The 26,721-nt window shown below is 71.0% G+C and carries 22 protein-coding genes, 1 pseudogene and 1 riboswitch; of the genes and pseudogenes, 11 read left to right on the top strand and 12 right to left on the bottom strand.

The genetic code is table 11. From position 1 onward, the window contains the following. Position 1: 1 nt before the first annotated feature. A pseudogene (locus ACFVX4_RS10180) lies at positions 2 to 406 on the bottom strand (chitinase); the annotation flags it as partial. 268 nt (positions 407 to 674) lie between these two features. Next, a riboswitch (FMN riboswitch) is annotated at positions 675 to 805 on the top strand. A gap of 160 nt (positions 806 to 965) precedes the next feature. Here ACFVX4_RS10180 and ribD point away from each other — a divergent pair. From ribD to ACFVX4_RS10130, 10 genes are all read left to right on the top strand, one after another. Further along, positions 966 to 2,066 carry a bifunctional diaminohydroxyphosphoribosylaminopyrimidine deaminase/5-amino-6-(5-phosphoribosylamino)uracil reductase RibD gene (gene ribD / locus ACFVX4_RS10175; RefSeq protein WP_389974080.1) on the top strand — a complete coding sequence of 367 codons (1,101 nt, stop codon included), beginning with the start codon at positions 966 to 968 and terminating at the stop codon, positions 2,064 to 2,066. Beyond that, positions 2,067 to 2,684 carry a riboflavin synthase gene (locus ACFVX4_RS10170; protein WP_266422224.1) on the top strand — a complete coding sequence of 206 codons (618 nt, stop codon included), beginning with the start codon at positions 2,067 to 2,069 and terminating at the stop codon, positions 2,682 to 2,684. Continuing rightward, complete coding sequence (locus tag ACFVX4_RS10165; RefSeq protein WP_384755341.1) at positions 2,681 to 3,325, top strand: nicotinamide riboside transporter PnuC; 645 nt, start codon at positions 2,681 to 2,683, stop codon at positions 3,323 to 3,325. Before ACFVX4_RS10170 ends, ACFVX4_RS10165 begins: the two co-directional genes overlap by 4 nt. Next, complete coding sequence (locus ACFVX4_RS10160; RefSeq protein ID WP_385550381.1) at positions 3,322 to 4,620, top strand: bifunctional 3,4-dihydroxy-2-butanone-4-phosphate synthase/GTP cyclohydrolase II; 1,299 nt, start codon at positions 3,322 to 3,324, stop codon at positions 4,618 to 4,620. Before ACFVX4_RS10165 ends, ACFVX4_RS10160 begins: the two co-directional genes overlap by 4 nt. Before the next feature lie 28 nt (positions 4,621 to 4,648). Further along, positions 4,649 to 5,134: a 6,7-dimethyl-8-ribityllumazine synthase gene (gene ribH / locus ACFVX4_RS10155; RefSeq protein WP_266422233.1), complete on the top strand. Its 486-nt coding sequence runs from the start codon at positions 4,649 to 4,651 to the stop codon at positions 5,132 to 5,134. A gap of 34 nt (positions 5,135 to 5,168) precedes the next feature. Further along, positions 5,169 to 5,441: a phosphoribosyl-ATP diphosphatase gene (locus tag ACFVX4_RS10150; RefSeq protein ID WP_389974076.1), complete on the top strand. Its 273-nt coding sequence runs from the start codon at positions 5,169 to 5,171 to the stop codon at positions 5,439 to 5,441. 73 nt (positions 5,442 to 5,514) lie between these two features. After that, positions 5,515 to 6,363 (top strand): ATP phosphoribosyltransferase, encoded by an 849-nt coding sequence (gene hisG, locus ACFVX4_RS10145; protein WP_189547690.1) that lies wholly within the window; start codon positions 5,515 to 5,517, stop codon positions 6,361 to 6,363. A gap of 35 nt (positions 6,364 to 6,398) precedes the next feature. After that, the gene (locus ACFVX4_RS10140; RefSeq protein ID WP_389974073.1) at positions 6,399 to 6,863 is read left to right on the top strand and encodes a PH domain-containing protein; all 465 of its coding nucleotides are present in this window, start codon (positions 6,399 to 6,401) and stop codon (positions 6,861 to 6,863) included. A gap of 193 nt (positions 6,864 to 7,056) precedes the next feature. Further along, the gene (locus ACFVX4_RS10135) at positions 7,057 to 8,421 is read left to right on the top strand and encodes a hemolysin family protein (RefSeq protein ID WP_389974071.1); all 1,365 of its coding nucleotides are present in this window, start codon (positions 7,057 to 7,059) and stop codon (positions 8,419 to 8,421) included. Continuing rightward, positions 8,418 to 9,524, top strand: a complete 1,107-nt coding sequence (locus tag ACFVX4_RS10130; protein ID WP_389974069.1) for a hemolysin family protein — start codon at positions 8,418 to 8,420, stop codon at positions 9,522 to 9,524. The genes ACFVX4_RS10135 and ACFVX4_RS10130 overlap by 4 nt, the downstream gene beginning before the upstream one ends. Before the next feature lie 57 nt (positions 9,525 to 9,581). On the opposite strand, the gene ACFVX4_RS10125 is transcribed toward ACFVX4_RS10130, so the two are convergent. Beyond that, complete coding sequence (locus ACFVX4_RS10125; protein WP_389974066.1) at positions 9,582 to 11,495, bottom strand: AAA family ATPase; 1,914 nt, start codon at positions 11,493 to 11,495, stop codon at positions 9,582 to 9,584. 361 nt (positions 11,496 to 11,856) lie between these two features. After that, entirely contained in the window at positions 11,857 to 12,486 is a 630-nt protein-coding gene (locus ACFVX4_RS10120) for a uridine kinase (RefSeq protein WP_389974064.1), read from the bottom strand. A gap of 175 nt (positions 12,487 to 12,661) precedes the next feature. Between ACFVX4_RS10120 and ACFVX4_RS10115 the strand changes: the two genes are divergently transcribed. Further along, a complete protein-coding gene (locus ACFVX4_RS10115) occupies positions 12,662 to 14,032 on the top strand; it encodes a peptidase C39 family protein (protein ID WP_389974062.1) in 1,371 nt (456 codons plus the stop codon). A gap of 324 nt (positions 14,033 to 14,356) precedes the next feature. Here ACFVX4_RS10115 and ACFVX4_RS10110 read toward each other — a convergent pair whose 3' ends face one another. From ACFVX4_RS10110 to argG, 9 genes are all read right to left on the bottom strand, one after another. Next, a complete protein-coding gene (locus tag ACFVX4_RS10110; protein ID WP_389974059.1) occupies positions 14,357 to 14,884 on the bottom strand; it encodes a GNAT family N-acetyltransferase in 528 nt (175 codons plus the stop codon). Between the two features lie 170 nt (positions 14,885 to 15,054). Further along, positions 15,055 to 16,083: a LacI family DNA-binding transcriptional regulator gene (locus ACFVX4_RS10105; protein ID WP_389974056.1), complete on the bottom strand. Its 1,029-nt coding sequence runs from the start codon at positions 16,081 to 16,083 to the stop codon at positions 15,055 to 15,057. Between the two features lie 59 nt (positions 16,084 to 16,142). After that, positions 16,143 to 17,996 (bottom strand): glycoside hydrolase family 36 protein, encoded by a 1,854-nt coding sequence (locus tag ACFVX4_RS10100; protein WP_389974053.1) that lies wholly within the window; start codon positions 17,994 to 17,996, stop codon positions 16,143 to 16,145. A 5-nt stretch (positions 17,997 to 18,001) separates the two neighbouring features. Next, a complete protein-coding gene (locus tag ACFVX4_RS10095; protein WP_072483389.1) occupies positions 18,002 to 18,817 on the bottom strand; it encodes a carbohydrate ABC transporter permease in 816 nt (271 codons plus the stop codon). Beyond that, positions 18,814 to 19,770 carry a carbohydrate ABC transporter permease gene (locus ACFVX4_RS10090; RefSeq protein ID WP_389974049.1) on the bottom strand — a complete coding sequence of 319 codons (957 nt, stop codon included), beginning with the start codon at positions 19,768 to 19,770 and terminating at the stop codon, positions 18,814 to 18,816. Before ACFVX4_RS10090 ends, ACFVX4_RS10095 begins: the two co-directional genes overlap by 4 nt. A gap of 5 nt (positions 19,771 to 19,775) precedes the next feature. Continuing rightward, a complete protein-coding gene (locus tag ACFVX4_RS10085) occupies positions 19,776 to 21,098 on the bottom strand; it encodes an extracellular solute-binding protein (protein WP_389974046.1) in 1,323 nt (440 codons plus the stop codon). Next, entirely contained in the window at positions 21,083 to 22,219 is a 1,137-nt protein-coding gene (locus ACFVX4_RS10080) for an aminotransferase class V-fold PLP-dependent enzyme (RefSeq protein WP_389974043.1), read from the bottom strand. The genes ACFVX4_RS10085 and ACFVX4_RS10080 overlap by 16 nt, the downstream gene beginning before the upstream one ends. 1,241 nt (positions 22,220 to 23,460) lie before the next feature. Continuing rightward, positions 23,461 to 24,834, bottom strand: a complete 1,374-nt coding sequence (locus ACFVX4_RS10075) for an alkaline phosphatase (protein ID WP_389974040.1) — start codon at positions 24,832 to 24,834, stop codon at positions 23,461 to 23,463. A 224-nt stretch (positions 24,835 to 25,058) separates the two neighbouring features. After that, positions 25,059 to 26,507, bottom strand: a complete 1,449-nt coding sequence (argG, locus tag ACFVX4_RS10070; protein ID WP_385326796.1) for an argininosuccinate synthase — start codon at positions 26,505 to 26,507, stop codon at positions 25,059 to 25,061. Between the last annotated feature and the right edge of the window lie 214 nt (positions 26,508 to 26,721).

The raw sequence follows: 26,721 nt of genomic DNA, 5'->3' as shown, positions 1-26,721 counted from the left end.
CTCCCGGCCAGGTCATGCCGGTCGAGGCGTTGTCCGGCCCGTCGGCGCCCACGGAGATCTTGTTGCCGCCGTCGACGTGGGCGAACGCGTAATTCAAATGGGTGACTTTGTCCCAGGGGATGTCGGAGGCGAGGTAGGCGGGCTTGTCGTCCTTGCCGGTCCGCCAGTCGGTGAAGTATCCGATGACCCGCCGCTGGTGGTCGGCGCCCGTCTTCTCGCGGCCCTCGGTGTCGTAGACCGAGCAGTAGGGGACGGCGACACCGGGGGTCTCGTAGAGCCCGTCGGGGCGACAGGACTCCTGGTCGGCGGCGGCCGACGGGGTGGCGGCGAGCGAGCCCATCAGCAGTCCGGCGACGGCTACGCCGGCTGCGAGCAGGGTGGCTCTCGCACGGGTGGGGGACAGCACGTTCGGTTCCTCCCGGGGAGGTTCGGCAGAACGCAACTGGCAAGGGGGTGGGTCGTGTTGATGCCCCGGCTGCGCGCACACCGCGGGACCGCTCCTCGGAGGTGACGCAGAGATTAAAAGGACTGGACCAGTGCGTCAATAGGTCTGGACCTTTAAGCGTCAACTTCTTCGGCCGCACCCCTCGCCGCGGCCATCCTGTGAGCCAGTCCACAAGCACTCACCCATATGGTCCTCCGCCGGGCGTGGCACACTGATCGTGTACCAGCAGCAGCGCACTCCGGGGTCGGTGCAATTCCGAACCGGCGGTTATAGTCCGCGACCCGTCCGCATCCAGCGGCCGGTTGACCAGGTGGGATTCCTGGACCGACGGTTAAAGTCCGGATGGGAGGCAGTGCGCGGCGGGCCGTTTCGCGGGTACGCCGCCGTCGGCGGATGGTCTTCGGGCAACCGATCCATCCGTGTTTTCCGGCATTTTCGGCGTTCCCCCGTTGGCGTTCCCGCTTCATCTGTCGTCATCGACAGGCCCCGGAGTCCGTGCCCGAAGAGGCAGGAGGACCCGGTGGACACCGCAGCCGACATCACCGCCATGCGCCGTGCGATCACGCTTGCCGCCCGCGGTCTCGGCTCCACCAGCCCCAACCCCGTCGTCGGCTGCGTCATCGTCGACGCCGCGGGCCGCCACGCCGGCGAGGGCTTCCACCAGCGGGCCGGCGGACCGCACGCCGAGATCCACGCCCTGCGCGGCGCGGGCGACCGGGCCCGGGGCGGTACCGCCTACGTCACCCTCGAACCCTGCAACCACACCGGCCGCACCGGCCCCTGCGCCCAGGCGCTCATCGAGGCCGGGGTCGCCCGGGTCGTCTACGCGGTCGGTGACCCGAATCCGCAGGCCACCGGCGGTGCCGACACCCTGCGCGCGGCCGGGACCGAGGCCGAGCAGGGGCTCCTCGCGGCCGAGGCCGAGGCGGGCAACGCGGCCTGGCTGACCTCGGTGCGCCTGGGCCGCCCGTACGTCCTGTGGAAGTACGCGGCGACCCTCGACGGCCGGATCGCGGCCGCCGACGCCACCAGCCGCTGGATCACCTCGCCCGAGTCCCGCGCCGACGTCCACCGGCTGCGCGCCGAGGCCGACGCCGTCGTGGTCGGCTCCGGCACCGCCCGCACCGACGACCCGCAGCTCGGGGTACGCGGCATCGAGGACGCCGTGCAGCCGCTGCGGGTGGTCGTCGACACCGGCGCCACCGCCGTACGGCCCGGCGCCCGGGTCCTCGACGGCACCGCGCCCACCCTGGTCGCCGTCGCCGAGGACGCCGACGCCGGGCACCTGCCCGAAGCGGCCGTCCTGCGGCTGCCGCGCGCCGCCACCGGCCCCGGCCTGGACATCCCCGCCCTGCTCCGTGCCCTGTACGGGCGCGGCGTCCGCTCCGTACTCCTCGAAGGCGGCCCGACCCTGGCCGGGGCCTTCGTCGCTGCGGGAACGGTCGACAAGGTCGTCGGCTATCTCGCCCCCGTGCTCCTCGGCGCGGGCCCCGCGGCCCTCGCCGATGCCGGAATCTCCACCATTGCCGAGGCGTTGCGCCTCGATGTGACCGAGACCGTCCGTATCGGCCCCGATCTGCGCATCACCGCCGTCCCCGGCCCTGCCCGGAAGGGAAACTGAGTGTTCACCGGAATTGTCGAAGAACTGGGTGAAGTCACCGCCGTCGAGAAGCTCGGCGACGCCTCCCGATTCCGCCTCCGCGGCCCCGTGGTCACCGAAGGCGCCAAGCACGGCGACTCCATCGCCGTCAACGGTGTCTGCCTCACCGTCGTCGACCTCGGCGAGGGCGAGTTCACCGCGGACGTGATGGCCGAGACCCTCAACAGGTCCAGCCTCGGCGCCCTGGACACCGGCTCCCGGGTCAACCTGGAACGCCCCATGGCGGTCGGCGGCCGGCTCGGCGGCCACATCGTCCAGGGCCATGTCGACGGCACCGGGCGCATCGTCGAGCGCAGGATCTCGGAGAACTGGGAGGTCGTGAAGATCTCCCTCCCCGCGGAGCTGACCCGCTACGTGGTGGAGAAGGGATCGATCACCGTCGACGGCGTCAGTCTCACCGTGGTGGACGCCGGACCCGACTACTTCACCATCAGCCTCATCCCCACCACCCTCGCCCTGACCACGCTCGGCATCAAGGAGCCCGGCGACCCGGTCAATCTGGAGGTGGACGTCATCGCGAAGTACGTCGAGCGACTGCTCGGCAACCCCGCGCAGGAGCCCGAGGAGCCGGTGAAGTGAGTGCCCTGCACTGGCTGAACTCGGAGGCGTTCACCGTCTTCGGGCAGCACATCATCTGGTCCGACATGATCGGCAACACCGTCGGTCTGATCGCGCTGACCCTGGGCTGGCTCCGCTCCATCTGGACCTGGCCCGCCCAGCTGCTGTCCGGCGTCGTGCTGGTCGCGGCCAACGCCTCCGTGCACCAGGCGGGCAGCGTCGGCAAGCAGCTCGTCGTCATCGCCGTGGCCGTCTGGGGCTGGCAGCAGTGGACCCGGGGCAGGCAGCAGGCCCAGGACGGCTCCATCGCCGTACGGTTCGCCACCTGGCGCGAGCGCGGCTACCTGCTGGGCGGCGCCGCACTCGGCACCCTCGCGGTCGGCGGCCTGTTCACCGCGTTCCCCTCGCTCTCCTGGAGCCCGTGGGCGGACGCGTACATATTCGCCGGGACGCTCGTCGCGATGCTCGCCCAGGCCCGCGGCATGGTCGAGTTCTGGTTCGCCTGGCTGCTGGTCGACCTGGTCGGCGTACCGCTGAACTTCCACAGCGGACTCGCCTTCTCCGGTCTCATCTACGTCGTGTACGGCGCCCTCGTCCTGTGGGGCATGCGCGACTGGTGGCTGCGTTCGCGGACACCCGCTCTGGAAGGAGCCACGGCATGACTGCCCAGCCCACCTGGTTGCACCGGGAGCACGAGGACGCCGCCGAGGACCTCCGCCTGGACCCCGTCGAGCAGGCGATCCGCGACATCGCCGCCGGACGGCCCGTCGTGGTCGTCGACGACGAGGACCGGGAGAACGAGGGCGACCTCGTCATCGCGGCCGAGAAGGCCACCCCCGAGATCGTCGCGTTCATGATGAGCGAATGCCGCGGTCTGATCTGCGCGCCCATGGAGAACGACGAGCTGGAACGGCTCGAACTGCCACAGATGGTCGACCACAACACCGAGTCGATGCGCACGGCGTTCACCGTCTCCGTCGACGCGTCCGCCGCCCACGGCGTCACCACCGGCATCTCGGCCGCCGACCGGGCCACCACGCTCCGGCTGCTGGCCGGCGGCGAGGCCGGCCCCGGCGACTTCGTACGGCCCGGCCACATCTTCCCGCTCCGCGCCCGCTCCGGCGGGGTGCTGGTCCGCAACGGCCACACCGAGGCCGCCGTCGACCTCGCCCGGCTCGCCGGACTGCGGCCCGCCGGGGCCATCGTGGAGATCGCCGGCGAGGACGGGGTGATGCTGCGGCTGCCCCAACTGGTCCCGTTCGCCCGCAAGCACGGCCTCACGATCATCTCCATCGAGGACCTGATCGCCTACCGGCGCAGCTCGGAGCCGACCGTCCGCCGCGAGGCCGAAGTACGGCTGCCGACGGGATTCGGCGCGTTCACCGCGTACGGCTACCGCTCCACCACCGACGGCGTCGAGCACGTCGCGCTCGTCCACGGCGACCTCGGCGACGGCGACGACGTCCTGGTCCGGGTCCACTCCGAGTGCCTGACCGGCGACATCTTCCAGTCCCAGCGCTGCGACTGCGGCCCCCAGCTGCACGCGTCCATGCGCCGGATCACCGAGGAGGGCCGCGGCGTCGTCGTCTACCTGCGCGGCCACGAGGGCCGGGGCATCGGACTGCTGTCCAAGCTCCGCGCCTACGAACTCCAGGAGCGCGGCATCGACACCCTCGACGCCAACCTGGAGCTCGGCCTGCCCGCCGACGCCCGGGACTACGCGGCCGGCGCCCAGATCCTCAAGGACCTCGGCGTCCACAGCCTCAGGCTGATGACCAACAACCCCGACAAGACGGCCGCCATCCTGCGCCACGGGCTCGCCGTCACCGGCCGCGAGCCGATGCCCGTCCAGGCCGGCGAACACAATCTGCGCTACCTGCGCACCAAGCGCGACCGCATGGGGCACGACCTGCCCTGGCTCGACACCGCCACGGCGTCGACCTGCGGCAACCAGTGAGATCACGGAAATGAGCGGTAGGAGAGACATGAGTGGCAAGGGCGCACCCGAACTGTCCGTACGCAACTGTGGCGACCTGCGCGTGGCGGTCGTCGCCGCGCAGTGGCACGAGAAGATCATGGACGGACTCGTCGACGGCGCCCTGCGCGCCCTGCACGAGCTCGGCATCGACGAGCCGACCCTGCTCCGGGTGCCCGGCAGCTTCGAACTCCCGGTCGTGGCCAAGGTCCTCGCGGGCCGCGGCTACGACGCGATCGTCGCCCTCGGCGTGATCATCCGCGGCGGTACCCCGCACTTCGAGTATGTGTCCAACGGCGTCACCAACGGTCTCACCCAGGTCGCCGTCGACACCGGGGTCCCGGTCGGCTTCGGCGTACTCACGTGCGACACCGAGGAGCAGGCGCTCGACCGGGCCGGCCTGGAAGGATCCAACGAGGACAAGGGGCATGAAGCGGTCACCGCGGCCGTCGCCACCGCCGCCACACTGCGCACGGTCAGCGAGCCCTGGCGCTGAGCGCAGGGCACGGACCCCTTACTCTAAGACCATCATGGCGAACAAAACCTTCGAAGAGCTCTTCGCCGAGCTGCAGCTCAAGGCCGCCGACGGCGACCCCTCCACCTCCCGTACCGCCGAGCTCGTGGACAAGGGTGTCCATGCCATCGGCAAGAAGGTCGTCGAGGAGGCCGCCGAGGTCTGGATGGCCGCCGAGTACGAGAGCAAGGACGCGGCCGCCGAGGAGATCTCCCAGCTGCTGTACCACGTCCAGGTGATGATGGTCGCCCGCGGGATCTCGCTCGACGACGTCTACGCCCACCTCTGAGCACGACCTGAGCACCACGTAGCACTCCGCACATCCGTACAAGACTCCCTCCTCGCAAAGGAAACCTGACCTCATGCTGCGCATCGCCGTCCCCAACAAGGGTTCACTCTCCGGGCCTGCGATGGCGATGCTCCATGAGGCCGGCTACCAGCAGCGCAAGGAGTCCAAGGAGCTCGTCCTCGTCGACCCCGAGAACGAGGTGGAGTTCTTCTACCTGAGGCCGCGCGACATCGCGATCTACGTGAGCTCCGGTCGCCTCGACATCGGCATCACCGGCCGCGACCTGCTGCTGGACTCCGGCGCCGACTCCGAGGAGATCCTCCAGCTCGGCTTCGCCCGCTCCACCTTCCGCTACGCCACCAAGCCCGGCACGGCCGAGGGCCCGCAGGACTTCGACGGCAAGACGATCGCCACCTCCTACGAGGGCATCGTCGCCAAGCACCTCGCCGACGCCGGCGTCAACGCCTCCGTCGTCCACCTCGACGGCGCGGTCGAGACCGCCATCGAACTCGGTGTCGCCCAGGTCATCGCCGACGTCGTGGAGACCGGCACCAGCCTGCGCAACGCCGGACTCGAAGTCATCGGCGAGCCGATCATGAAGTCGGAGGCCGTCGTCATCCGCCGCACCGGCGCACCCGACGACGACCCCAAGGTGCAGCAGTTCCTCCGCCGCCTCCAGGGCGTCCTGGTCGCCCGCTCCTACGTGATGATGGACTACGACTGCCGCGTCGAGCACCTGGAGCGCGCGGTCGCCCTCACCCCGGGCCTGGAGTCGCCGACCATCTCCCCGCTGCACCACGAGGGCTGGGTCGCCGTCCGTTCCATGGTCGCGGCCCGGGAGGCCCAGCGGATCATGGACGATCTGTACGATCTCGGCGCCCGCGCCATCCTCACCACCGCCATCCACGCCTGCCGCCTCTGACGGCCGGGCGACCACCCGGAAGACAGAAGAACATCATGTCCGCCCCCGCACCCCGGCCCGAACTCCCCACCCTCCCGGTCACGTTCCGGCCGACCCGAACCCGGGTGGTCCTGCTGACCGTGGGGGCGGCGATGTTCGTCGTCATCACCGTCATCGCCCTGACCCTGGAGCAGTTGAGCCCGGGGGAGCGGGCCAGCTTCGTCTTCACGGCGCTGCTGTTCTTCGGCGTGCTCGCGCTGCTCAGCCGCCCGAAGGTCGTCGCGAACGAGGACGGGGTGACCGTGGTCAATCTCACCCGGACGCGCCGGCTGTCCTGGGCGGAGATCCTCCGGGTCAACCTGCGTGTCGGTGACCCCTGGGTCTTTCTCGACCTGAGCGACGGGACCAGCATGCCCGCCCTCGGCATCCAGCCCGGAATCGCCAAGCAGCAGGCCATCCGCGACGCCCGTACGCTCCGCGCCCTCGCCGAGAACCACGGCACCGGAACGGACATCGGCTGAGCCCCCTGCCCCGCACGGCCTCTTCTTGATTACTCTGGAGGGCGGCGGTGCCCCTGCGCACCCCGCCCCGCGACCAGAGGTCCACGAGAATCGAGACCGGCGGGGCTTTCCTGCGACCCAAGGAGTGACTCCTTCCAGCAATGGACGGATCGTCCGGTAGTACCTGCGCCGCCCCTTCCCCGGAGGCGGCGGCATGACCACCCCCCTGCTGCTTCTGAGCGCGGCATTCCTTCTCATCCTCGCCAACGGATTCTTCGTGGCAGCCGAATTCGGGCTCGTCACGGTGGAACGGCCGGACGCCGAGCGCGCCGCGGCCGAGGGCGACCGGCGGGCCCGCACCGTCGTCGAAGCCCTGCGTGAACTCTCCTTCCAGCTCTCCGGCACCCAGCTCGGCATCACCATCACCTCACTGGTCGTCGGCATGCTCGCCGAGCCGGCACTCGCCCAGTTGCTGGAGGTCCCCCTCACCGCGACCGGCCTGCCCGACGGCGCGGTCCCCGGCATCAGCGTGGTGATCGGGATGATGGCGGCCTCCGCCGTCCAGATGGTGATCGGCGAACTCGTGCCCAAGAACTGGGCGGTCTCCCGGCCGCTCCAGGTCGCCCGGTTCGTCGCCGGCCCCCAGCACCGTTTCTCCGCCGTCTTCCGGCCGGTGATCAGCCTGCTGAACACCGTGGCCAACCGGCTGGTGCGACTGCTGGGCGTCGAACCCACCGACGAGCTGGCCTCCGCCCGCACCCCCGGGGAGCTGGTCTCCCTGGCCCGGCACTCGGCCGAGGCCGGCACCCTCGAACAGGACACCGCGGATCTCTTCGTACGGACCCTCTCGCTCGCCGGGCTCACCGCCCAGCACGTCATGACCCCCCGGGTGAAGGTCAGCGCCCTGCAGTCCTCGGCGACCGCACAGGACGTCCTCAACCTCACCCGCGCCACCGGCCTCTCCCGCTTCCCCGTCTACCGGGAGCGGATCGACGAGGTCGTCGGCATGATCCACCTCAAGGACGCGCTCGCCGTGCCCGCCCAGGACCGGCTGCGCACCCCGGCCGGACGGATCGCCGTAGCGCCGCTGCTGGTCCCGGAGACCCTGCCCGTCGAACAGCTGCTCCAGCGACTCCGCAATGAGCAGCCGATCGCCGTTGTGGTCGACGAATACGGCGGCACCGCCGGCGTCGTCACCCTCGAAGACATCATCGAGGAGCTCGTCGGCGAGGTCAGGGACGAGCACGACGCCGAGGGCGCCGACCGGCCCGAACTGGCCCCCGCCACCGCGGAGGACGGCTGCCAGGCCTGGGACGCCGAAGGCAGCTGCCGGGTTCTCACCCTGCGCCGGATAGGACTCGACGTCCCCGACGGACCGTACGAGACCGTGGCCGGACTCGTCGCCGATCTGCTGGGACGCATCCCCGCCCCCGGCGACCGGGCCGAGCTGCCCGGCTGGCGGATCTCCGTCCGCCAGGTCGGCCACTACCGCGCCGAGAAGGTCCGCTTCGTGCGCACGGCCGGGCCGGCCGGTGCCGGGGCCCCGGTGGCCCATGAGCTCCTGGAGGCCGTGCGATGAGCCTGGTCCAACTGCTCTTCGCCGGGCTCCTCGTGCTGGCGAACGGCTTCTTCGTCGGTGCCGAGTTCGCCCTCGTCTCCGTACGGCGCAGCCAGGTCGAGCCGCTCGCGGCGGCCGGGTCGGGCCGGGCCCGCCAGGTGCTGTACGGACTGGAGAACCTGCCGCAGATGATGGCCGCCGCCCAGTTCGGCATCACCGTCTGCTCACTGACCCTCGGCGCCGTCGCCGAACCGACCGTCGCCCATCTGCTGGAGCCGGTCTTCCAGGCGGTCCACCTGCCCGAGGGCCTCATCCATCCGCTCGGCTACGTCCTGGCACTCGTCTTCGTGGTCTTCCTCCACCTCGTCATCGGCGAGATGGTCCCGAAGAACCTCGCGATGGCGGCGCCGGAGAAGACCGCGCTCTGGCTCAGCCCCGGACTCGTCGGCTTCGCCCGCCTCTGCCGCCCGGTCACCGCCGCACTGGGCGCCTGCGCCCGGCTGGTACTCCGGATCTTCGGCGTCGAACCGAAGGACGAGGTGGAGGCCGTCTTCACCAGCGAGCAGCTCAACCGGCTCGTCGAGGACTCCGGCCAGGCCGGACTGCTGGAGCCGGAGGCGCAGGAGCGGCTGGAGGACGCACTGGAGCTGGGCAGCAGGCCGGTCACCGACGTGCTGCTCAGCCGAGCCTCCCTGGTGACCGTGGACCCGTCCGTCACCCCGCACCGGATCGAGGAGCTGACCGTACGCACCGGCTACTCGCGCTTTCCCGTGTGCGCGGAGGGCGGCGGTCCGTTCATGGGCTATCTGCACGTCAAGGACGTCCTGGACCTGGAGGACGGCGAGCGGGCCGTCCCCCAGCACGTATGGCGCCCGATGGCGACCGTACGGGCCGAACTGCCCCTGGACGACGCCCTGACCGTGATGCGCAGGGCGGCGACGCACCTGGCACAGGTCGCCGACGCGTCCGGCCGGATTCTCGGCCTGGTCGCCATGGAGGACGTCCTGGAGATGCTCGTCGGCGAGGTGCGGGACCCGGCCCACCGGGTCGGGGTCCCGCGCCGGGCGGCAGAGCCCGCGAGCACGACGACCGGCTACGGCGAACTCACCGCGTCGGTCCGCTAGCAACACCTTCCGGGTTGCCGGAGGGGCCGTCGCCCGGTCCCTCCGGCAACCGGGGACTCACAGGCCCGGCGGCTCCTGCGGCCCCCGGTCCGTCGGCCCCCGGCCGGACAGCACCTCGCCGTACGCCTGCATCAGGTCCGGCAGCCGCAGGGTGGCCAGATCGTCCCGGCCCGGCACGGACGCATAGCCGGAGAGCCGCAGATCGCGGTAGGCGCAGCTCTTCTCGTACAGGGTGCGCAGGAACCGTCCGTTGCCCAGCTCGTCGATCCAGCCCTGCTCGACGACATGGCCGCTGATGGAACGCAGCTCGTCCAGGGACTCCTCGTCCCACGCGTCGCCGTTCTCCGCCGCCAGCACCTCGCCGATCGAGGTGAGCTCCAGCGGCCGGTAGCTCGGGAAGTCCACCCGGGTGGTGAAGCGCGAGGAGAGCCCCGGATTGGTGGCCAGCAGCCGGTCCATGCCCTCCGGGTAGCCCGCGAGGATGACGACGAGATGGTCCCGGTTGTCCTCCGCGCGCTTGAGGAGGACCTGCAGGGCCTCGTCGCCGTACGCGTCGCCCTTGCTGTAACCGCTGTTGGCGAGGCTGTACGCCTCGTCGACGAAGAGCACCCCGCCGAGCGCCGAGTCGATCAGCTCATTGGCCTTGACCGCGGTCTGGCCGAGGAACTCGCCCACCAGATCCGCCCGTTGGGCCTCGACCAGATGATCGCCGCCGAGCAGCCCCAGCGCGTAGAAGACCCGGCCCAGGATGCGGGCCACCGTGGTCTTGCCGGTGCCGGACGGGCCGGAGAAGACGAAATGGCGCTTCGGCGGCTGCACGGGCATCCCCTGGCCGGACCTCAGCCGCGCCATGTTCAGCTGCGCGGACAACGCCTTGACCTGGCGCTTGACGGGCTCCAGACCCACCATCCGCTCCAGCTCGGCCAGCGCCTCGGCGAGCAGCACCGGATCGCTGGGCCCCGCCGGGAACGGGGACGGCGGCTGTCCGGGCACCGCCGCCCTGCGCCGGGCCCCGCCGGACGGCGGCGGCATTCCGATGCCCGGAAGACCGGGCCCCTCACCGCCGGGCCGCAGCTCCCGGCCGTCCAGCGGATCGGCGCCGAGCAGCGGATCAGCCTCCGGCTGGGCCTCCGACACGGTGTTGTCCGTGCCGAGCCCGGCCAGCGACACGGCGGCCAGCCCCGCGGCCTCGTCGGAGCCCTCCAGGCCGTCGTAGTCGGCGATGGCGGCGAGCCGCGCAGAGGTGTCCATGAACGCCGGGTCGATGCGGTGCACCGCCCGGTAGAGCGGCAGGGCGGCGGCGCTGCGACCGGTGCCTTCGTGCGCACGGGCCAGCCAGTAGCGAAGCTCCTTGCGCTGCGGCTGCTCGCTGCGACAGCGCATCAGGGCGGTGGAGAGCAGCGGCTCGGCCTGCCCGTACATCTCCAGCCGCACCCGCGCCATGCCGCCGAACAGCCCCGCCTCGATGCCGAGCAGCGGATCGTCCGTCAGCTGCTCGGTGTTGCGTACGAGCTGCTCCCAGTCCTTGACCAGATACGAGCGGCAGGCATGCAGGAAACGCACCTGCGGGTCCGCGTCCACCGGCGGCAGGCCCGCGAGCGCCCGGTCCAGCTCGGGGACATGGCGGCCGTCCAGCCAGTGCGAGGCGTGCGCGAGCAGCAGATCGCGCGCGCTCTCCAGCACCGGCTGCACCCACCAGCCGAGCCAGTACCAGGAGTTGAGCGTGCGCCGATGGCGGGTGCGCTGCTCGCCGAAGCGCTCGCGATGGCGGTACATGCGCAGCAGCGCGGTCGTCGTGTCGACCCTCAGCGCATGGAGGCCGAGCCAGCCGTCCGCCATGCCGGGATCGAGGCGAACCGCGGCCCTGAACTCCTCCTCGGCCTGCGGGTAGGCGCCCATCGTGTAGGCGTCCACGCCGCGCAGCCAGGCGAGGTCGGCCGGGGCCTGTGCGCCCTGCGTGCCGATGTCCATCTGGTCCCCCACAAACCGTGCCCCCAGGATGTCCCGCCGCACGATTCTGCCCACCGGGGCGCGCCGAATCACTTTGCCGCGGACGGGAATTGACCGCACCGAGAGGCATCGTACCTGCGCAGGGAGTTTGCGACTAAGTGCGCCGCAGGCGGAAGGGAGACCGTGACCCAGGGTGAGCGGAATCCGTCGAACCGGCGTGGGGGAGGGGGCGCGAGGGCAGAACGAAGCCCCCGATCACGGGGGAACAATCGGGGGCTTCGCGTCCATGGGGGCTCCGAAAAGCCGCACATTGAGAACGTAAGACCTGTACCGCCCCCGGGTCAAGCAGAGTTGAGGCACTTGCGAGGCGATTTCCCACCATTCAATACGACGGAGTGCTGCGCTCACGTTCGGTGACGGAATGGTTCGCTCCTGCTTCCGTTCCGGGTCCCTCCAGCAACTCGTATCCCACGGGCAACTGCCGTACCAGGGCGTCCGCGTGGGAGCGTGAGGGATCGGCCGAGAAGTGCTCCGCCTCGGCCGCCGTCCACCCGTCCCAGAACTCCGAGAGCGCCGGCCCGTCCCTGCGGCGGCCGCGCTCCCAGGACTCCGCGGCGGCGAGATCCATCCACAACAGCCGGGCCAGCCGCGGCCGCAGCGCCCGGCGGCCGGCCCCGACCCCCTCGATCAGGACCACCGGTGCGGGCTCCAGCCCGCGCGGCGCTCCGAAACGCCGCGCGGTCCAGTCGTACGGCGCGTACCGCGCGCACTCGCCGCGCTCCAGTGGCCCGAGCACCTGCTCCTGCAGCCGGTCCACCCAGGTGAAGAAGGACCCGTGGGCGGCCAGGTCGTCCAGATGCAGGACCGGGGCGTCGTCGAGGGCTGCGGACAGGCGGGCGGCGAAGGTGCTCTTCCCCGACCCCGCGTGGCCGTCGACGGCGATCAGCCGTACCGGTCCGCAGGACGGCGGCAGGGCGCGCAGCCGCGCGGCGAGGGGCGAGAGGTCGTTCATGTCCACCAGCCTACGAGCCGCTCCGGAGCAGCCGCAGGTCACGCCAGTGGACCAGACCAATATTGGTTTACCGATGCGAGTCGAATCGCTGGCCGGATCCGGCCACGACCCGCGATAGTTGGCGCACTGTCGTGCACCTGCCGCCCCACTCCGCTTACGACCGGGGGTCTCGCCCATGAACAGACCGACCTCACGCAGAACCGTGCTGACTGCCGCGCTCGCGGCAGCGGCCACCGCCGGCGCGGTGTCGTCCGCCGGCTCCGCGACCGCCGCTGTTCCGTCCGCCGTCCCGTCCGACGCCTCCACGGCAGCGGGCCCTGCCGTGGACAACGGTTCCTGGCACACCTACACGGACTGGCGCGCCGGTTCCGGCGCCGGGACGCGCGCCGTGGCGGGCCGCCGCCCCGGTCTGGTGATCGGGTACGCCGAGGGGCGCAGCGACTACACCGATCCGCACACCGGCACGACCGCCACCTGGGAGTACGCGACCTGGACCTCTCCGGTCCACTGGTCCACCGTCCCGGCGACCGAGGTGATCGCCTCCTGGAACGCGGAGACCCCGGCGGGCACCTGGATCCAGATCGAGCTCCAGGGCCGCTACTCGGACAGCACCTCGACACCCTGGTACGTGATGGGCCGCTGGGCCTCCGGCGACGGCGACATCCGTCGTACCTCCGTCGACGACCAGACCGACGGCAAGAGCTCCGTCTGGACCGACACCTTCTCGGTGGACGACCCCGCGAGCGGACTGCGACTGGTCTCGTACCGGCTGCGGCTCACCCTCCACCGCACCCCGGGCAGCCGCCTGACGCCCACCGTCCGGCGGCTCGGCGCGATGGCGTCCGACATCCCGGACCGCTTCACCGTGCCGGCCAGCATCCCCGGCCTCGCCCGTGAGCTGCGGGTGCCGCGCTACTCGCAGAACGTCCACGCGGGCCAGTACCCCGAGTACGACAACGGCGGCGAGGCCTGGTGCAGCCCCACCTCCTCGCAGATGATCATCGAGTACTGGGGACGCCGCCCGACCGCCGAGGACCTCGCCTGGGTCAAGCCCGGCCTGGCCGACCCGCAGGTCTGCCACGCCGCCCGGTTCACCTACGACTATCAGTACGAGGGCTGCGGCAACTGGCCGTTCAACGCCGCGTACGCCGCGACGTACGACGAGATGAGCGCGGCGGTGACCCGGCTGGACTCGCTCGCGGACCTGGAGACGCTGATCCGCGCGGGCATCCCGGCCATAACGTCGCAGTCCTTCCTCAAGGAGGAGCTGACCGGCGCGGGATACGGGACCTCCGGCCATCTGATGACCGTGATCGGGTTCACCGCGGACGGCGACGTGATCGCGAACGACCCGGCCTCGCCGAGCAACGAGGCCGTGCGCCGGGTCTACAAGCGCAGGGAGTGGGAAAATATCTGGCTCCGCACCAAGCGCTACGACGCGAACGGCAACGTCAGAAGCGGTACGGGAGGCGTCTGCTACCTCTACTGGCCCGCCCGGCCGACACCGGCTCAGCGCCGGGTGCTGAAGTCGTTCGGCCTGCTCTGAGCATGTGCGGAGCTACGGCCGCCTCGACCACCTGACGGCAGCGTTCCCGGCCGTCCTGGGTGAGGTGGCCGCCACCTGCGGCTTTGCTTTCGAGAGGGCCTCTGGCCTGCGCCGGAGGCCCTTTCTGGGCTTTCAGGGGCTTGCCGCGTCAGGCAGCGAAGAGTCCCCTCAGGAGTCCCTCGGGCAGTGCTGAAAGTCCCTGGGCGGAAGTAGGGCGCCAGGGCGATCATGGCAGTGCCGCAGACGGCATCGAGTCACCAAGTGGAAGAGCCCGACCCGGTCGAAGCTGTCCTTCACGTCGCAGCGAGTCCGGAACCGGGCGGCTCAGCCGAGGTTGTCACTCGACGTGGAGTTGCGGATCATGCGCACGTTGGGCAGCCTTCCTCGCCAAATCTCTCGTTCACCTGTGGCCTTGAATCCGTAGCGCTCGTAGAAGTGGACCGCGCGCTCGTTGTACTCGGTGACCCATAGGCGCATGGGTGCGCTTCCTGCCCAGGCCAGGAATTCGCTCATCATTCGCCCCCCGACACCTTCGCCCTGGGCCTCGTTCAACAGATACATCGGCCCGAGGGTGACCACGTCGTCCCGGCGGCCGCAGAGGAATCCGACGATCTCCGTACCGGAGCGGACGACACGGCAGAACAGCAGGTCCGGCCGTTGCTTCGCCGCCACTATGAACTCCCGCCACTGAGCGATCCCTTCCGGGGTGGCGGAGGAGCCTCGGTGCTCACGTATCCATCTTTCGTCTATCCCTGCCTCCTCGTTGGGATACGTCTGCAGCCAGGCTCTCAACTGCACAGGCCCCAGAGACTCGGCGTCCTCGGCGTGGGGGGCTTCGATCACGTGGGTCATAGCGGCCGTCCTCGACGATGCCCCGCGAGCACCTCGCACGGCTCCAATTGGCGTCAGCCCGTAGTCGAGCTCAACCGGTCCGTCGCCTTGGCAAGGGCGAACGGACCGCAGGTGGTCGGTCGTCCTGCTGCGCAAGGCCGCCGAGCTGGTGTGACGGCCGGCGGCCGCCGCTACCGCCCCGGCGTGCTGCCGCGCACGACCGGCTCCGCAGGAAGCAGCAGCCCGCTCGTCGGGACGGCGGCGGGGTCCTCGACGGCGGTGATCAGCCGGTCGACGAGGACGTGGGCGATGGCGGCCAGGGGCAGGCGCGCGCTGGTGAGGGCGGGCTGGAGCAGCGTGCAGAGCGGGATGTCGTTGAAGCCGGTGACGGCGACGTCGTCGCCGACGACGAGGCCTGCAGCGCGGACGGCCTGGTAGGCGGTCAGGGCGAGCCAGTCGCTTGCGCAGACCAAGGCGGTCGGGCGGTCGGGGCCGGTGAGCAGGCGCTCGACGGCATGGGAAAGCGCGGCCGGGTCGTCGTCGGGGACGCCGACCTCGAAGGCACCGTCGGGGGCGGCGGCCGCGGCTTGCAGGAAGCCGGCCCTGCGGTCGGCGAGCCAGGGCAGGGACGCGGCGGAGTTGAGGTAGCAGATCCGGCGGTGGCCCTGGTCGAGCAGGAGTCCGGCCAGGGCGGCGGTGGCGGCGGTGGAGTCGATGTCCACCCAGTTCTGCGGGCGGCCGGGGGCGGTGCGGCCGAAGGCGGCGAACGGGAAGCCGGCCTCGGTGAGCACGTCGACGCGGGGGTCGTCGTGGACGACGTCGGAGAGGACGAACCCGTCGACCTGGCGGGCCGCGATCAGGCCGTTGAAGGACCTGGCGACTGCTCCGGCGCCCTGCTGTGGGTCGGAGCGGAACACCAGGATGCGGTGGCCGACGGCGTCGGCGGCGGTCACCAGCGCCTGGAGGAAGCCGCCCATCAGGGGGTTGGGGTCGGCGGGGTTGTCGGCGGGGGCGGGATAGCCGATGACCTTGCGGGTGCCGGTGCGCAGGCTGCGTGCGGACTGGTCGGGCTGGTAACCGAGTTCGTCGATGGCGGCGGTGACCCGGGCGAGGGTGGTGGCGCGCAGCCGGTGGGGTGCGTTGAGGGCGTTCGAGACGGTCTGGCGGGAGACTCCGGCCGCGTGTGCGACATCCTCGATGGTCACCTGTCGAGCGGTCATCGTTCCTCTGTGGTCGGCGGGCTGGGGGGTGGGGGGTGGCCGCCCCCAGCCCCCGGTTGTCAGTGCTCGCGGGTCAGGGTGAGCAGGCCACCGGTCGGCACGGTCACCGGGTTGACCCCGGCGACGAGGTCGAGCACCGTCTCGGACAGGATCTCACCATGGCAGTCCTGGACGCGGGCGAGGTCCTGTTCCGGTCGGGTGGCGGTCAGGAGCACCACGGGGTCGCCGTCCGCGTTGGCGACGAGCAGGGTCTGCGGGCCGTCCGCGGCGTGCCGGTCCGGGAGGGCGACGGGCAGCGGCGCGTAGCGTGCGACCACGGTGGTGTGGTGGTCGCGGGCGCGGACCAGGGGATAGCCGAGGTCCGGCCGCACGGGTTCCAGGACGCCGAGCTGGAGGACATCGGCGTACCGGCGGAAGACACCGAGCCAGAAGCGCAGGGTGGCGAGCTGGTCAGGGCTCTGGGCGGCGAGGTCGACGGAGATCTGCGGCACCGAGAACAGGGCGTTGACGAGGTGGACGGCAATGGACTCGGGCGTTTCGGCGGAGTGCCACGTGATCATGTCGGCGTGGACGGCGAGCGGGCCCGCGGTGAGCCGGCAGTCGACGGTGCGCTGGCGGTTCTCGGCGGGGCTGAGCGGGCAGTCGATGGCGCGGACCATGGTGGCGTACGGCCACAGCCCCGGGCTGACGTACGGCTGGCGGTGCTCGACGATCACGTCCGGCCGGGTGCGGCGCAGACGGGTGTCGAGGTCGGCGAGCAGCTGGAGCACGCCCTCGTGGACGGCGGTGCGGTCGGCGCCGGCCGGGGCGGGCGGAGGGTCGGTGACGGCGAAGCGGTCGATGAAGTCGAGCTTCAGACCGTCCATGTCCCACTGCTCGACGGCGCGGGAGACCTTCTCGACCAGGTAGGCGCGGACCTCGGGGTGGCGGGGGTCGGGTACGGCCGCGTCCAGGTGGGGCTCCTCGCGCAGGATCATGCCCTGGAAGCGGTCCCAGGCGTCGTTGTGCCGGCCGATGAACGGCACCGCGTACCAGAGGAGGTAGGCGAGGCCGAGCCGGTGGACCTCGGCGACATGGGCTGCGGGGTCCGGGAAGGCCGCCGGGTTGGGCTCCCAGTCGCCGCAGTGGCCGTAGCCGCGGGCGCGGTCGGTGGTCTGCCAGCCGTCGTCGACGATGATGCTCTCGCAGCCGACGGCCGCGGCGAGGGCGGCCTGGCGCTCGACGGCGGCGGTGTCGACGTTCTGGTGGAGGCTGTACCAGGTGGAGTAGGCGGGCATCCGGGCGGCGGGGGCGATGCCGGGGTGGTCCAGGCCCTCGGCCCACCAGTCGGTGACGGCCTGCAGGGTGGCGGCGAAGTGGCGGTCGCTGAGGTCGATCCGCAGCCGCAGCGGCGGCCCGTCCGGGGTGAGGTCCTGCTCCACGGTGAAGGCGAACTCGCCGCTCTCCTCCACCACACCGGCGCCGACGCGCACGGGTGCGGAGGTCTCGCCGGCGGCGGCGGTGCACAGAGCGCGGTCGTCGGCGCCGACCAGACTGGCGACGGGGGCGCCCAGGGCGAGCGAGACGGTCCGGGGGGCGGCCCAGGACGGTGGCAGCCAGCGGGAGGCGTTGGTGTCCGGGGTCCAGTAGGCGGTGGCCCCGACGCAGGGGATCCGCCATTCGGCGCGGACGGTGGCCGCGGCCGACGCCGTGACCTCGATCAGGGCCACACCGTCGCCGGCCGGGGTGAGGGCAGTCTCCAGCCGGTCGCAGCCGAGCCCGGTGAGGTGGACGGTGAGCGGGGCGTCGGCACCGTGGAGCAGCCCGGTGGCGAGCTGCTGGTGGACGACGGTGTCGGGGGTCGCGTCGGCCGGCGTGTTGGGGCGCCAGACCGGGACGGACTGCTGCGGGACCGCGGGTGCTTCGGTGGTCATGGTGGTCACTCCTTGGTGGCCCCGGCCAGCAGGCCGGAGATGAACTGGCGTTGCAGGACCAGGAAGAGGGCCATCACGGGGACGGCGGCGATGGCGGCGGCGAGCAGGACCTGCGCGTAGTTGGTGGTCGCAAGGCCCTGCAGGGTGGCGGTGGCCACGGGCAGCGTGTACATGTCGGGGCTGCGCAGTGCGATCAGCGGCCAGACGAACTGGTTCCAGCCGCCGAGGAAGACGAACAGCGCGAGCGCCGCGATGACCGGCCGGTTGACCGGGATGACGATCCGCCACAGCACCCGCAGTTCGCCGGCGCCGTCGACGCGGGCCGCGTCCAGGAGTTCGTCGGGCATGGAGCGCAGTGCCTGCCGCATCAGGAAGATGCCGAACGGGGTGACCAGGCCCGGGAGGATGACGGACTGGTAGGAGTCGATCAGGCCCAGCTTCATCATCATCTCGAAGATCGGGATGAGCATCACCGTGTCGGGGAGGACGAGGGTGCTGAGCAGCAGGACGAAGAACAGATTGCGCCCGCGGAACTCGAACTTGGCGAAGGCATAGCCCGCGAGGACCGAGACGACGACCGCGCCGACCGTCTGAACGCCCGCCACCAGCACGGTGTTGAACAGGACGCGGGTGAGCCCGATGGAATCCTGGAGCCCCTGGAGGTTCTCCATGAGGTGACCGCCGGGCAGCAGCTTCGGCGGCCAGGAGAACACGTCGCTGTTCTCCTGCGTGGCGGCCATGGCGAGCCAGTAGAACGGACCGACGCAGAGCCCGAAGGCGCCCGCGAGGAGCAGGGTGAGGAGGAGGCTGCGGCGCTTCACTTGCGCTCTCCCATCAGGCGGACCTGCAGGAAGCCGAGTACGGCCACGATCAGCGCGAGCGCGTAGGCGAGAGCCGAGGCGTAGCCGAAGTCGAAGTATTTGAAGCCGTTGTTGTAGAGGTACATGGTGACCGTCAAGGTGGCGTTGTCGGGGCCGCCGCCGGTGAGGACGTACGGCTCGTCGAAGAGCTGCAGGGTGCCGATGGTGGAGAGCACCACGGTGAGGAGCAGGATCGGGCGCAGCTGGGGAAGGGTGATGGAGACGAAGCGGCGGATCGGTCCCGCGCCGTCGACCTTCGCGGCCTCGTACAGCTCCTGGGGAATGCCCTGCAGGCCGGCGAGGTAGATCACCGCGTTGTAGCCGGTGTAGTGCCAGGTGATGACGAGGACGACGCCGACGCGGGCCCAGAAGGGGCTGCCGAGCCAGTTCACCCGGTCGATGCCGAACAGGGAGAGGACCCAGTTCAACAGTCCGGCGTCGCGGTTGAGGATCACGGAGAACATCACGCCCGCGGCGACCAGACCGGTCAGCGAGGGGACGAAGACGCCGAGCCGCCAGAGCGGGCGCAGCCAGACCTTGGTGGAGTTGAGGCCGAGGGCGACGAGCAGGGCGAGGCCGAGCATCAGCGGCACCTGGACGACCAGGATCAGCGCGGTGTTCTTCAGCGCGGTCCAGAACAGCGGGTCGTTCAGCAGGCGCTGGTAGTTGTCGAGCCCGGTGAAGTGCCGACCGGCGCCGTTGCCGGTGGTGAGGCTGATCCAGAGCGAGGCGACGATGGGGTACGCCTTGAAGATTGCGAAGCCCAGCACGGCGGGCATGATCAGCAGGTACGGGACGGAGGTGGGGGTCAGCAGTCGGCGGCGGCCCGGGCGGGTGCGGCCGGTCCGGTCGGTGGTGCCGCGGCCGGCCGGGGTGGCGGTGGCGGGAGCGTGTTCGGACGGGGCGAGGGACATGGTGGTCAGACCGCCTGCTGCCGACCGGTCTGCTGGGCAAGCTGCTCGGCGGCCTTCTTGAGGGCGTCGGCCGGGTCGGCGCCCTTGATCAGCACCTGGCTCTGGGCGTCGCTGGCGAACTTGAGGGCGCGGGCGTAGTCGCCGGTGAAGTTGGTGGCCCGGGCGTCGGCGGAGAGCGATTCGACGAAGGGCTTCAGCACCTTCTGGCCGCCGTAGAAGGGGTGCGGCGCGCTGAACTTCGGGTCGTCGTACGCCGCCTTGAGGGCGGGGAAGACGCCGCCGGAGGCGAACATCCGGTTGATCTGGGCGGGCTTGGTGAGCGCGTACTCGATGAATTGCCAGGCGGCCTTGCGGCGCGTGCTGGAGCCGGAGACGGTCAGGTAGGTGGAGTTGACGATGGCGTTGCGCTTGCCCCCGGGAACGGCGGCGGGCGGCTGCATGGAGCGCCACTTCCCCTTCTGCTCGGGGAACGTGGAGGCCAGATACTCCACGGCCCAGGCCGCCTCCGCGTAGGTGGCGAGCTTCCCCTGGCTGAGCAGGCGCTTCTCGGTGCCCTGGCCCGCGGTGTCGGCGATCAGGCCGGCGTCGTTGAGCCGCTTGATGATGGTGAGGGCCTTGACGGCGGCCGGGGAGGCGAGCGTGATCTTCCCGTCCTGGTCGAAGTAGAAGACGTCCTGGAGTTGCATCAGGTTCTGGAAGAAGTCCATGTCCTGGGTGGCGCCGGTCTTGTCGAGCCCGAGCAGCCGGACACCGGTGGCGTCGAGGATCTTCGACCCTGCGGCGGTCATGTCGTTCCAGTCGCTGATGTCGGCGGGGTCGACACCGGCCTTCTCGAAGTGGTCGTGCCGATAGAAGAGACCGAGCGGGTTGACCTCCCACGGGAGGGCGTGGGCGGCCTTGTCCTTGCCTATGACGGTCGGCCACAGACCCTTGGCGAAGGCGTCCTTGTACTTGTCGGCGCCGAGCCTGGACAGGTCGGCGATGCCGTCGGGGAACTTGTCCAGGTAACCGGGCAGGTAGTCGACGCCGATGTGCAGGACGTCCGCGAGGCCCTTGCCGCCCGAGGCGAGGCCGACGGTGATCTTGTCCCAGATGGCCGGGTTGCCGACGTCCTGGACGTCGACCTTGATGCCGGGGTTGTCCCGCTCGAAGGAGGGGACGACGCTGCGCAGGCCCTCGGCCGCGGTGGTCCAGCTCCAGACGGTGATCCTGCCGCTGTCGCCTCCGGCGCTGCCCGATCCGTTGTCGCCGCAGGCGGTGAGGCCGAGTCCGGCGACGGAGGCGGTGGCGAGCTGAAGCAGACGGCGGCGGCTCAGTTGGTGGGACATGTGGGCTCCTGGGAGTGGGACATGGAGTGGGACGTGGGGCGGGTGAAGGCGTGCAGCGCCTCGGTGAGCAGGTCCGCCGCGGCGTCGGGGGTCGAAGCGTGGGGAGACAGCCGGATCCACTCGTCGCGGCGGGTGGTGATGACTCCGCCCGCTTCTAGGGCGCGGTGGACGGAGGCGGGATCATGACCGGGCAGCCGGAAAGCGCCGATGCCGCCGCGCTCCTGGGGCCCGAGCCCGTCCAGCAGGACCTCGGCACCGGCCTGGCGTGCACGATCCAGCAGTTCGTCGAGGACGGCGCGGATGCGACCGCCGACGACGGCCGGTCCGCCCTGGCCGACCAGGTCGTCGATCGCCGCGCCGATGGCCGCGGCGGCCGGGAAGTCCGGGTTGGTGGCGAGGTGGGCGGCGGCCCCGGGCAGCGGCTGCGCCGGATGCCGCGGCGCGAAGGGCTCCGCGACGCCGGCCCAGCCACCGAGCCCGGGAGTCAGGCGCTCTGCGCACCGGTCGCGGATCAGTAGCAGTGCGGCTCCCCAGCCGGCCCGTAGCCACTTCTGGCCGCCGCTGACGAGGATGTCGGCGGCATCCGCTTCGAGTGCGACGGCGCCCAGGCCCTGGATGGCGTCGACGATCAGCAGTCGGCCGGGCCCGAGGACCTCCTTGAGGGCGGCGAGCGGTGCCAGGTGGCCGGTGAGCGAGTCGACGGCGCTGACGGTGAGGGCGGTGACATCGGGAGTGAGGTGGCGGCGCAGGAGGTCGGGGGTGATGTGCCGCTGCCCGGCCGGGTCGACGAGACGGACGGCGGGGCCGCCGCGGCCGGCGAAGCGGAGCCAGGGGTAGAGGTTGGCGGGGAACTCGCCACGGGGCACCAGGACGGTGCCGGGGCCGTGGAGTGCGGCGGCCACGGTGAACAGGCCGTTGCTGGTCGACGGGGCGAGGGCGATTTCGTGCGGACGGGCGTCGAGCAGCCGGGCCGCCGAGGCCAGGGCGGCGTCGCCGAGGGCGAACAGCCGGTCGAGGTCGGCGGGGTCGACGCGGGCGGCGAGCGCGGTCGCGTCGGCGAGCGCGGCGGCGGCCGGGCGGGAGAGCGGGCCGACCCTGGCGTAGTCGAGGTAGCCCACCATCGGACCGCGGGCGGGAGCTGGACCGGGGGCCGCGGGGGTTGCGGCTTCGGGTGCCTGATGTATTTGATCGTTCAAAAATTTGCCCTAACAGAGCTTTCTGCACGTACTTTCCGGGGATTTGAAGGTTCACATTAAGGAGATCAGATCGACCCGACAAGAGGTTCGGCGCAACTGCTTTCCGGCGAGCCGGCCGCAGGCCCCGCGCGGGCGGGCGGCGGGCGGTTCACCAGCACGCGCTCCGCTTCGACGAGAGCCGAGCGCTGCCGTCCTGCAGCACTTCGCCTGGCAGACGCCGGATCGTCAGCCCGGCCGGAGAGCCGGCGCTCCGCCGACGCCGCCCTGCGCGAGTCGCTCGCGGGGCTGACCAACCCGCTCCTGTTCAAGCGGTGCGCCGGGTTGGAGGCCTCCGGACCTGTCGCGGCTGCCCGCCACGCCCTGCGGCCGTCGGCCCGCCGCATCCAGCACCCGCGCAAGGAGAGCGATGTCGGTGCCGTAAATGACGCCGGTAGCGAGGACGAGCTGGTCCCGGGCGGGCGGCGAGGACGGTGGTGAAGCCGGATCTCGGCGTCGATGACGCGCACGGTCGGGGGACCGATCCGGGTCAGGGCCGAGCCGTCGCGGCGCGCTGTTTCTCCGGACTCCGATGCTCCTCGCCAGTAGACATGCGCAGCTTCTCGGCGCGCAGGCGACGGGACGGAACGTCCGCTGCTTCGGCAGCGCTCACTTCGGAGACCCGCGATGCGTAACCAGTCCGATGTTCATCCCGGCGGTTCTGTAACTGCCGCGATGCAGGACGTGGTCTGCGTGGAGTATGTGCGGTCCGAGGTCGGTGCACTTGTCATGCATTGGTCTCGGGGTTCAGCGCTGTCGACGACTCAGAGAAGGCACGGTGGACCTGCCCCGCCACCGAAGCCGGAGACGGGCAGACCCATGAAGCGGTTCGGTGCGCCTCCAAGGCACGCTGAGGCGCGACCATCGCAGGGACTCTTCGGGGAATTTCACGTCTGTCCCGGGGAGATTCCAGGGACTTCGCTGTGCAAGCAGGGAAGGCCCTGACAGTGCTGAAAGATGGAGCAGAGCTGGTCAGGGCATCGGCTCAGCGCCGGGTGCTGAAGTCGTTCGGCCTGCTGTGAGCGGGTGCGGCGCCACGGGCGTACCTCTGACGGCCTGACCCGGTACACGTCCCGGCCCCGCCGGCATGCTGCTCGTGCCGACGGGGCCGGGAACGTCTTCCCGAGTGGTCAGCGCACCCGGAGCGCCTCGCGGATCGTGGCGAACAGGTCGGTCTGGTCGGTGACGCCCAGGACGCGGTAGGCCTGCGGGCCCTGAGCCGCGATCCGGACCTCGGTACCGGTGTGCTCCTGGGACTCGCCGGGCGGGTTGGTCGAGTAGTTCACCTTGATCTGCTGGCCCTCGTCGGTGACCAGCGTGGAGGACAGGCCGGGCGGCTGGGCCTCCAGGGGCACGATCTGGCTGCTGTGGCCGTGGTCGGCGGTGGTGACGACGAGGGTGTCGGGGTGCTTGGCGGCGTACGCGCGGGCCGTCTTCACCGCGCGGTCGAACGCCGCGGTCTCGCCGATCTGGCCGCACGGGTCGGCCGCGTGGTCCTGCTTGTCGATCGACGCGCCCTCGACCTGGAGGAAGAAGCCCTTCTTGCTGTGCTGGCGCTTCTGCTTGGCCTCCAGGAGCTGGATGGCCTTGGTGGTCTGGTCGGCGAGGTTCGGGGTGCCGGAGGGCCGGTTCGGGTTGGACGTCACGCAGCGCTGCGGGGCGGTCCCGCCGACCGCGGCGGTCCTGCCGGTCCACTCGGTGGGAACGTTGCCGGGCGCGAAGAGCCCGAGCACCGGCTTGCCGCCCTTGACCGACTTCAGGGAGGCGTTGTCGGTGACGACCTGGTAACCCAGCTTCCGCGCCTGCTCGGTGACGGTCAGGCCCTTGTACTTGCCGGCGGTCACCTTCTGGTCGAAGCGCTGCTTGCCGCCGCCGAGGAGCACATCGACCTTGTGGTTGACGCTCTGCTCGGCGATGGAGCCGGGGCCGCCCTTGGCGATGGTGTCGGTGGGGCACTTGGCCATGTCGGCGGGGCCCTGGCAGGAGCGGTCCGTGGCGTGCGAGGCGAGGACGGCCGGGGTGGCGTCGGTCAGCTCGGCGGTGGTCACCGAGCCGGTTGCGTAGCCGCCCTTCTGCGCCAGTTCCAGAATGGTCGGCACGGCCTTGTCGGTGCCCGGCGTCTTGGAGATCCGCCCGTTGACGGTCTTCACGCCGGTCGCCCAGCCGGTGCCGCTGGCCGCGGAGTCGGTGACGTAGTCCGGTGTGCCGTCCGCGTGCACGGCGTAGGTCGTGTACGCGCCGGTCAGCGGGAACTTGTCCATGTTCAGGCGGCCGGCCGCGCCCACGGTGTAGTCGCGGGCGAGGGTGATCTCCGAGTCGCCCATGCCGTCACCGATGAGCAGGATGACGTTCTTCGCCTTGCCGCCCTTGATGGCGTCCCTCGCGTGCTCCTTCGTGCCGTACGCACCGGCCGTCGCCGTGAGGGCGACGGCGGCGGTGGCAGTGGCGACGAGGACCGCACCGGTGGCTGTCAGGTGACTGCGGGACAGGCGCTGTCTGGGCATGGAAATCTCCTTGATCCGGTCGGCGGGGAGCACCGACGACGATCACCTCATCAGCGGCGGGTGAACCGCCGGTGACGTCGAAGCCGCGTCCGTCCTGCCGGAACATGGCATGAGGAGCCCGCCGGCCCGGCCCGCTGTCGCGAGCACGGCCGCACGGCAGCGGGCCCCGGCGGAACGGAATCCGCCGGGGCCCGCTGCCCGGATGTGTACGGCCGGGGCCGGTGTCAGTCCGTGCCGGACTCCATCGCGGCACGGTCCAGCATCGTCTCCTCGTCCGTGGCCTCGCCGCGCGAGGCGATCGCCTGGGCGCCGCCCTGGTCCATCGCGCCGATCAGGCCGGTCGAGGCGGCCTGTGCGGCGCCGATCGGCGTCGGGTGGCCGGTGCCGACCAGGCCCAGGCCCGCGTACTGCTCCAGCCGCGCACGGGAGTCCGCGATGTCCAGGTTCCGCATGGTGAGCTGGCCGATCCGGTCCACCGGGCCGAACGCCGAGTCCTCGGTGCGCTCCATGGAGAGCTTGTCGGGGTGGTAGCTGAACGCCGGGCCCGTGGTGTCGAGGACCGAATAGTCCTCGCCGCGCCGCAGCCGCAGCGTCACCTCGCCGGTGACGGCCGCGCCGACCCAGCGCTGCAGCGACTCGCGGATCATCAGCGCCTGCGGGTCCAGCCAGCGGCCCTCGTACATCAGCCGGCCGAGCCGCCGGCCCTCGTTGTGGTACGCGGCCAGGGTGTCCTCGTTGTGGATCGCGTTGACCAGGCGCTCGTAGGCGATGTGCAGCAGCGCCATGCCGGGCGCCTCGTAGATGCCGCGGCTCTTGGCCTCGATGATCCGGTTCTCGATCTGGTCGGACATGCCGAGACCGTGGCGGCCGCCGATCGCGTTGGCCTCCATGACGAGGTCGACCGGGGAGGCGAACTCCTTGCCGTTGATGGTGACCGGGCGGCCCTGGTCGAAGCCGACCGTCACGTCCTCCGTGGCGATCTCCACGGACGGGTCCCAGAACCGCACGCCCATGATCGGGTCGACCGTCTCGACGCCGGTGTCGAGGTGCTCCAGGGTCTTGGCCTCGTGCGTGGCGCCCCAGATGTTGGCGTCCGTGGAGTAGGCCTTCTCCGTCGAGTCCCGGTACGGCAGCCCGTGCGCGAGCAGCCACTCGGACATCTCCTTGCGGCCGCCGAGCTCCGTGACGAAGTCCGCGTCCAGCCAGGGCTTGTAGATCCGCAGGTGCGGGTTGGCGAGCAGCCCGTACCGGTAGAACCGCTCGATGTCATTGCCCTTGAACGTGGAGCCGTCGCCCCAGATCTGCACCCCGTCCTCGAGCATCGCCCGTACCAGCAGCGTGCCGGTCACGGCCCGCCCCAGCGGCGTGGTGTTGAAGTACGGGCGCCCGCCCGACTTGATGTGGAACGCGCCGCAGGCGAGCGCCGCCAGCCCTTCCTCGACCAGCGCGGCACGGCAGTCGACGAGCCGGGTGATCTCGGCGCCGTACGCGGAGGCGCGGCCGGGCACGGACGCGATGTCGGGCTCGTCGTACTGGCCGATGTCGGCGGTGTACGTGCAGGGGACGGCGCCCTTGTCGCGCATCCAGGCGACGGCGACGGAGGTGTCGAGTCCGCCGGAGAAGGCGATGCCGACGCGCTCGCCGGTGGGGAGGGAGGTGAGGACTTTGGACATGGCAAGACTATGCATCACTTCGCATGATCATGCAACATTGCCCTCGGTGACGCACCGGGGGGGGGGGGGGGGGCAACCCGGGGGGGGGTGGGGGGGGGGGTTTTTGCCACCCCCCCCCCCCACGCCGCAGGGGCTCAAAACGGTCCGGACCCTTGACCGGAAGTTATTTTCTGGATATCCGTGCTCCTTGGCAGTTTCTTTCACCACCCCTCGT

The sequence above is a fragment of the Streptomyces sp. NPDC058240 genome (genome assembly GCF_042882135.1).
Classification (GTDB): Bacteria; Actinomycetota; Actinomycetes; order Streptomycetales; family Streptomycetaceae; genus Streptomyces.
The sequence above is the reverse complement of the archived record's forward strand: the minus strand, read 5'-3'. Positions and strand labels throughout refer to the sequence as shown.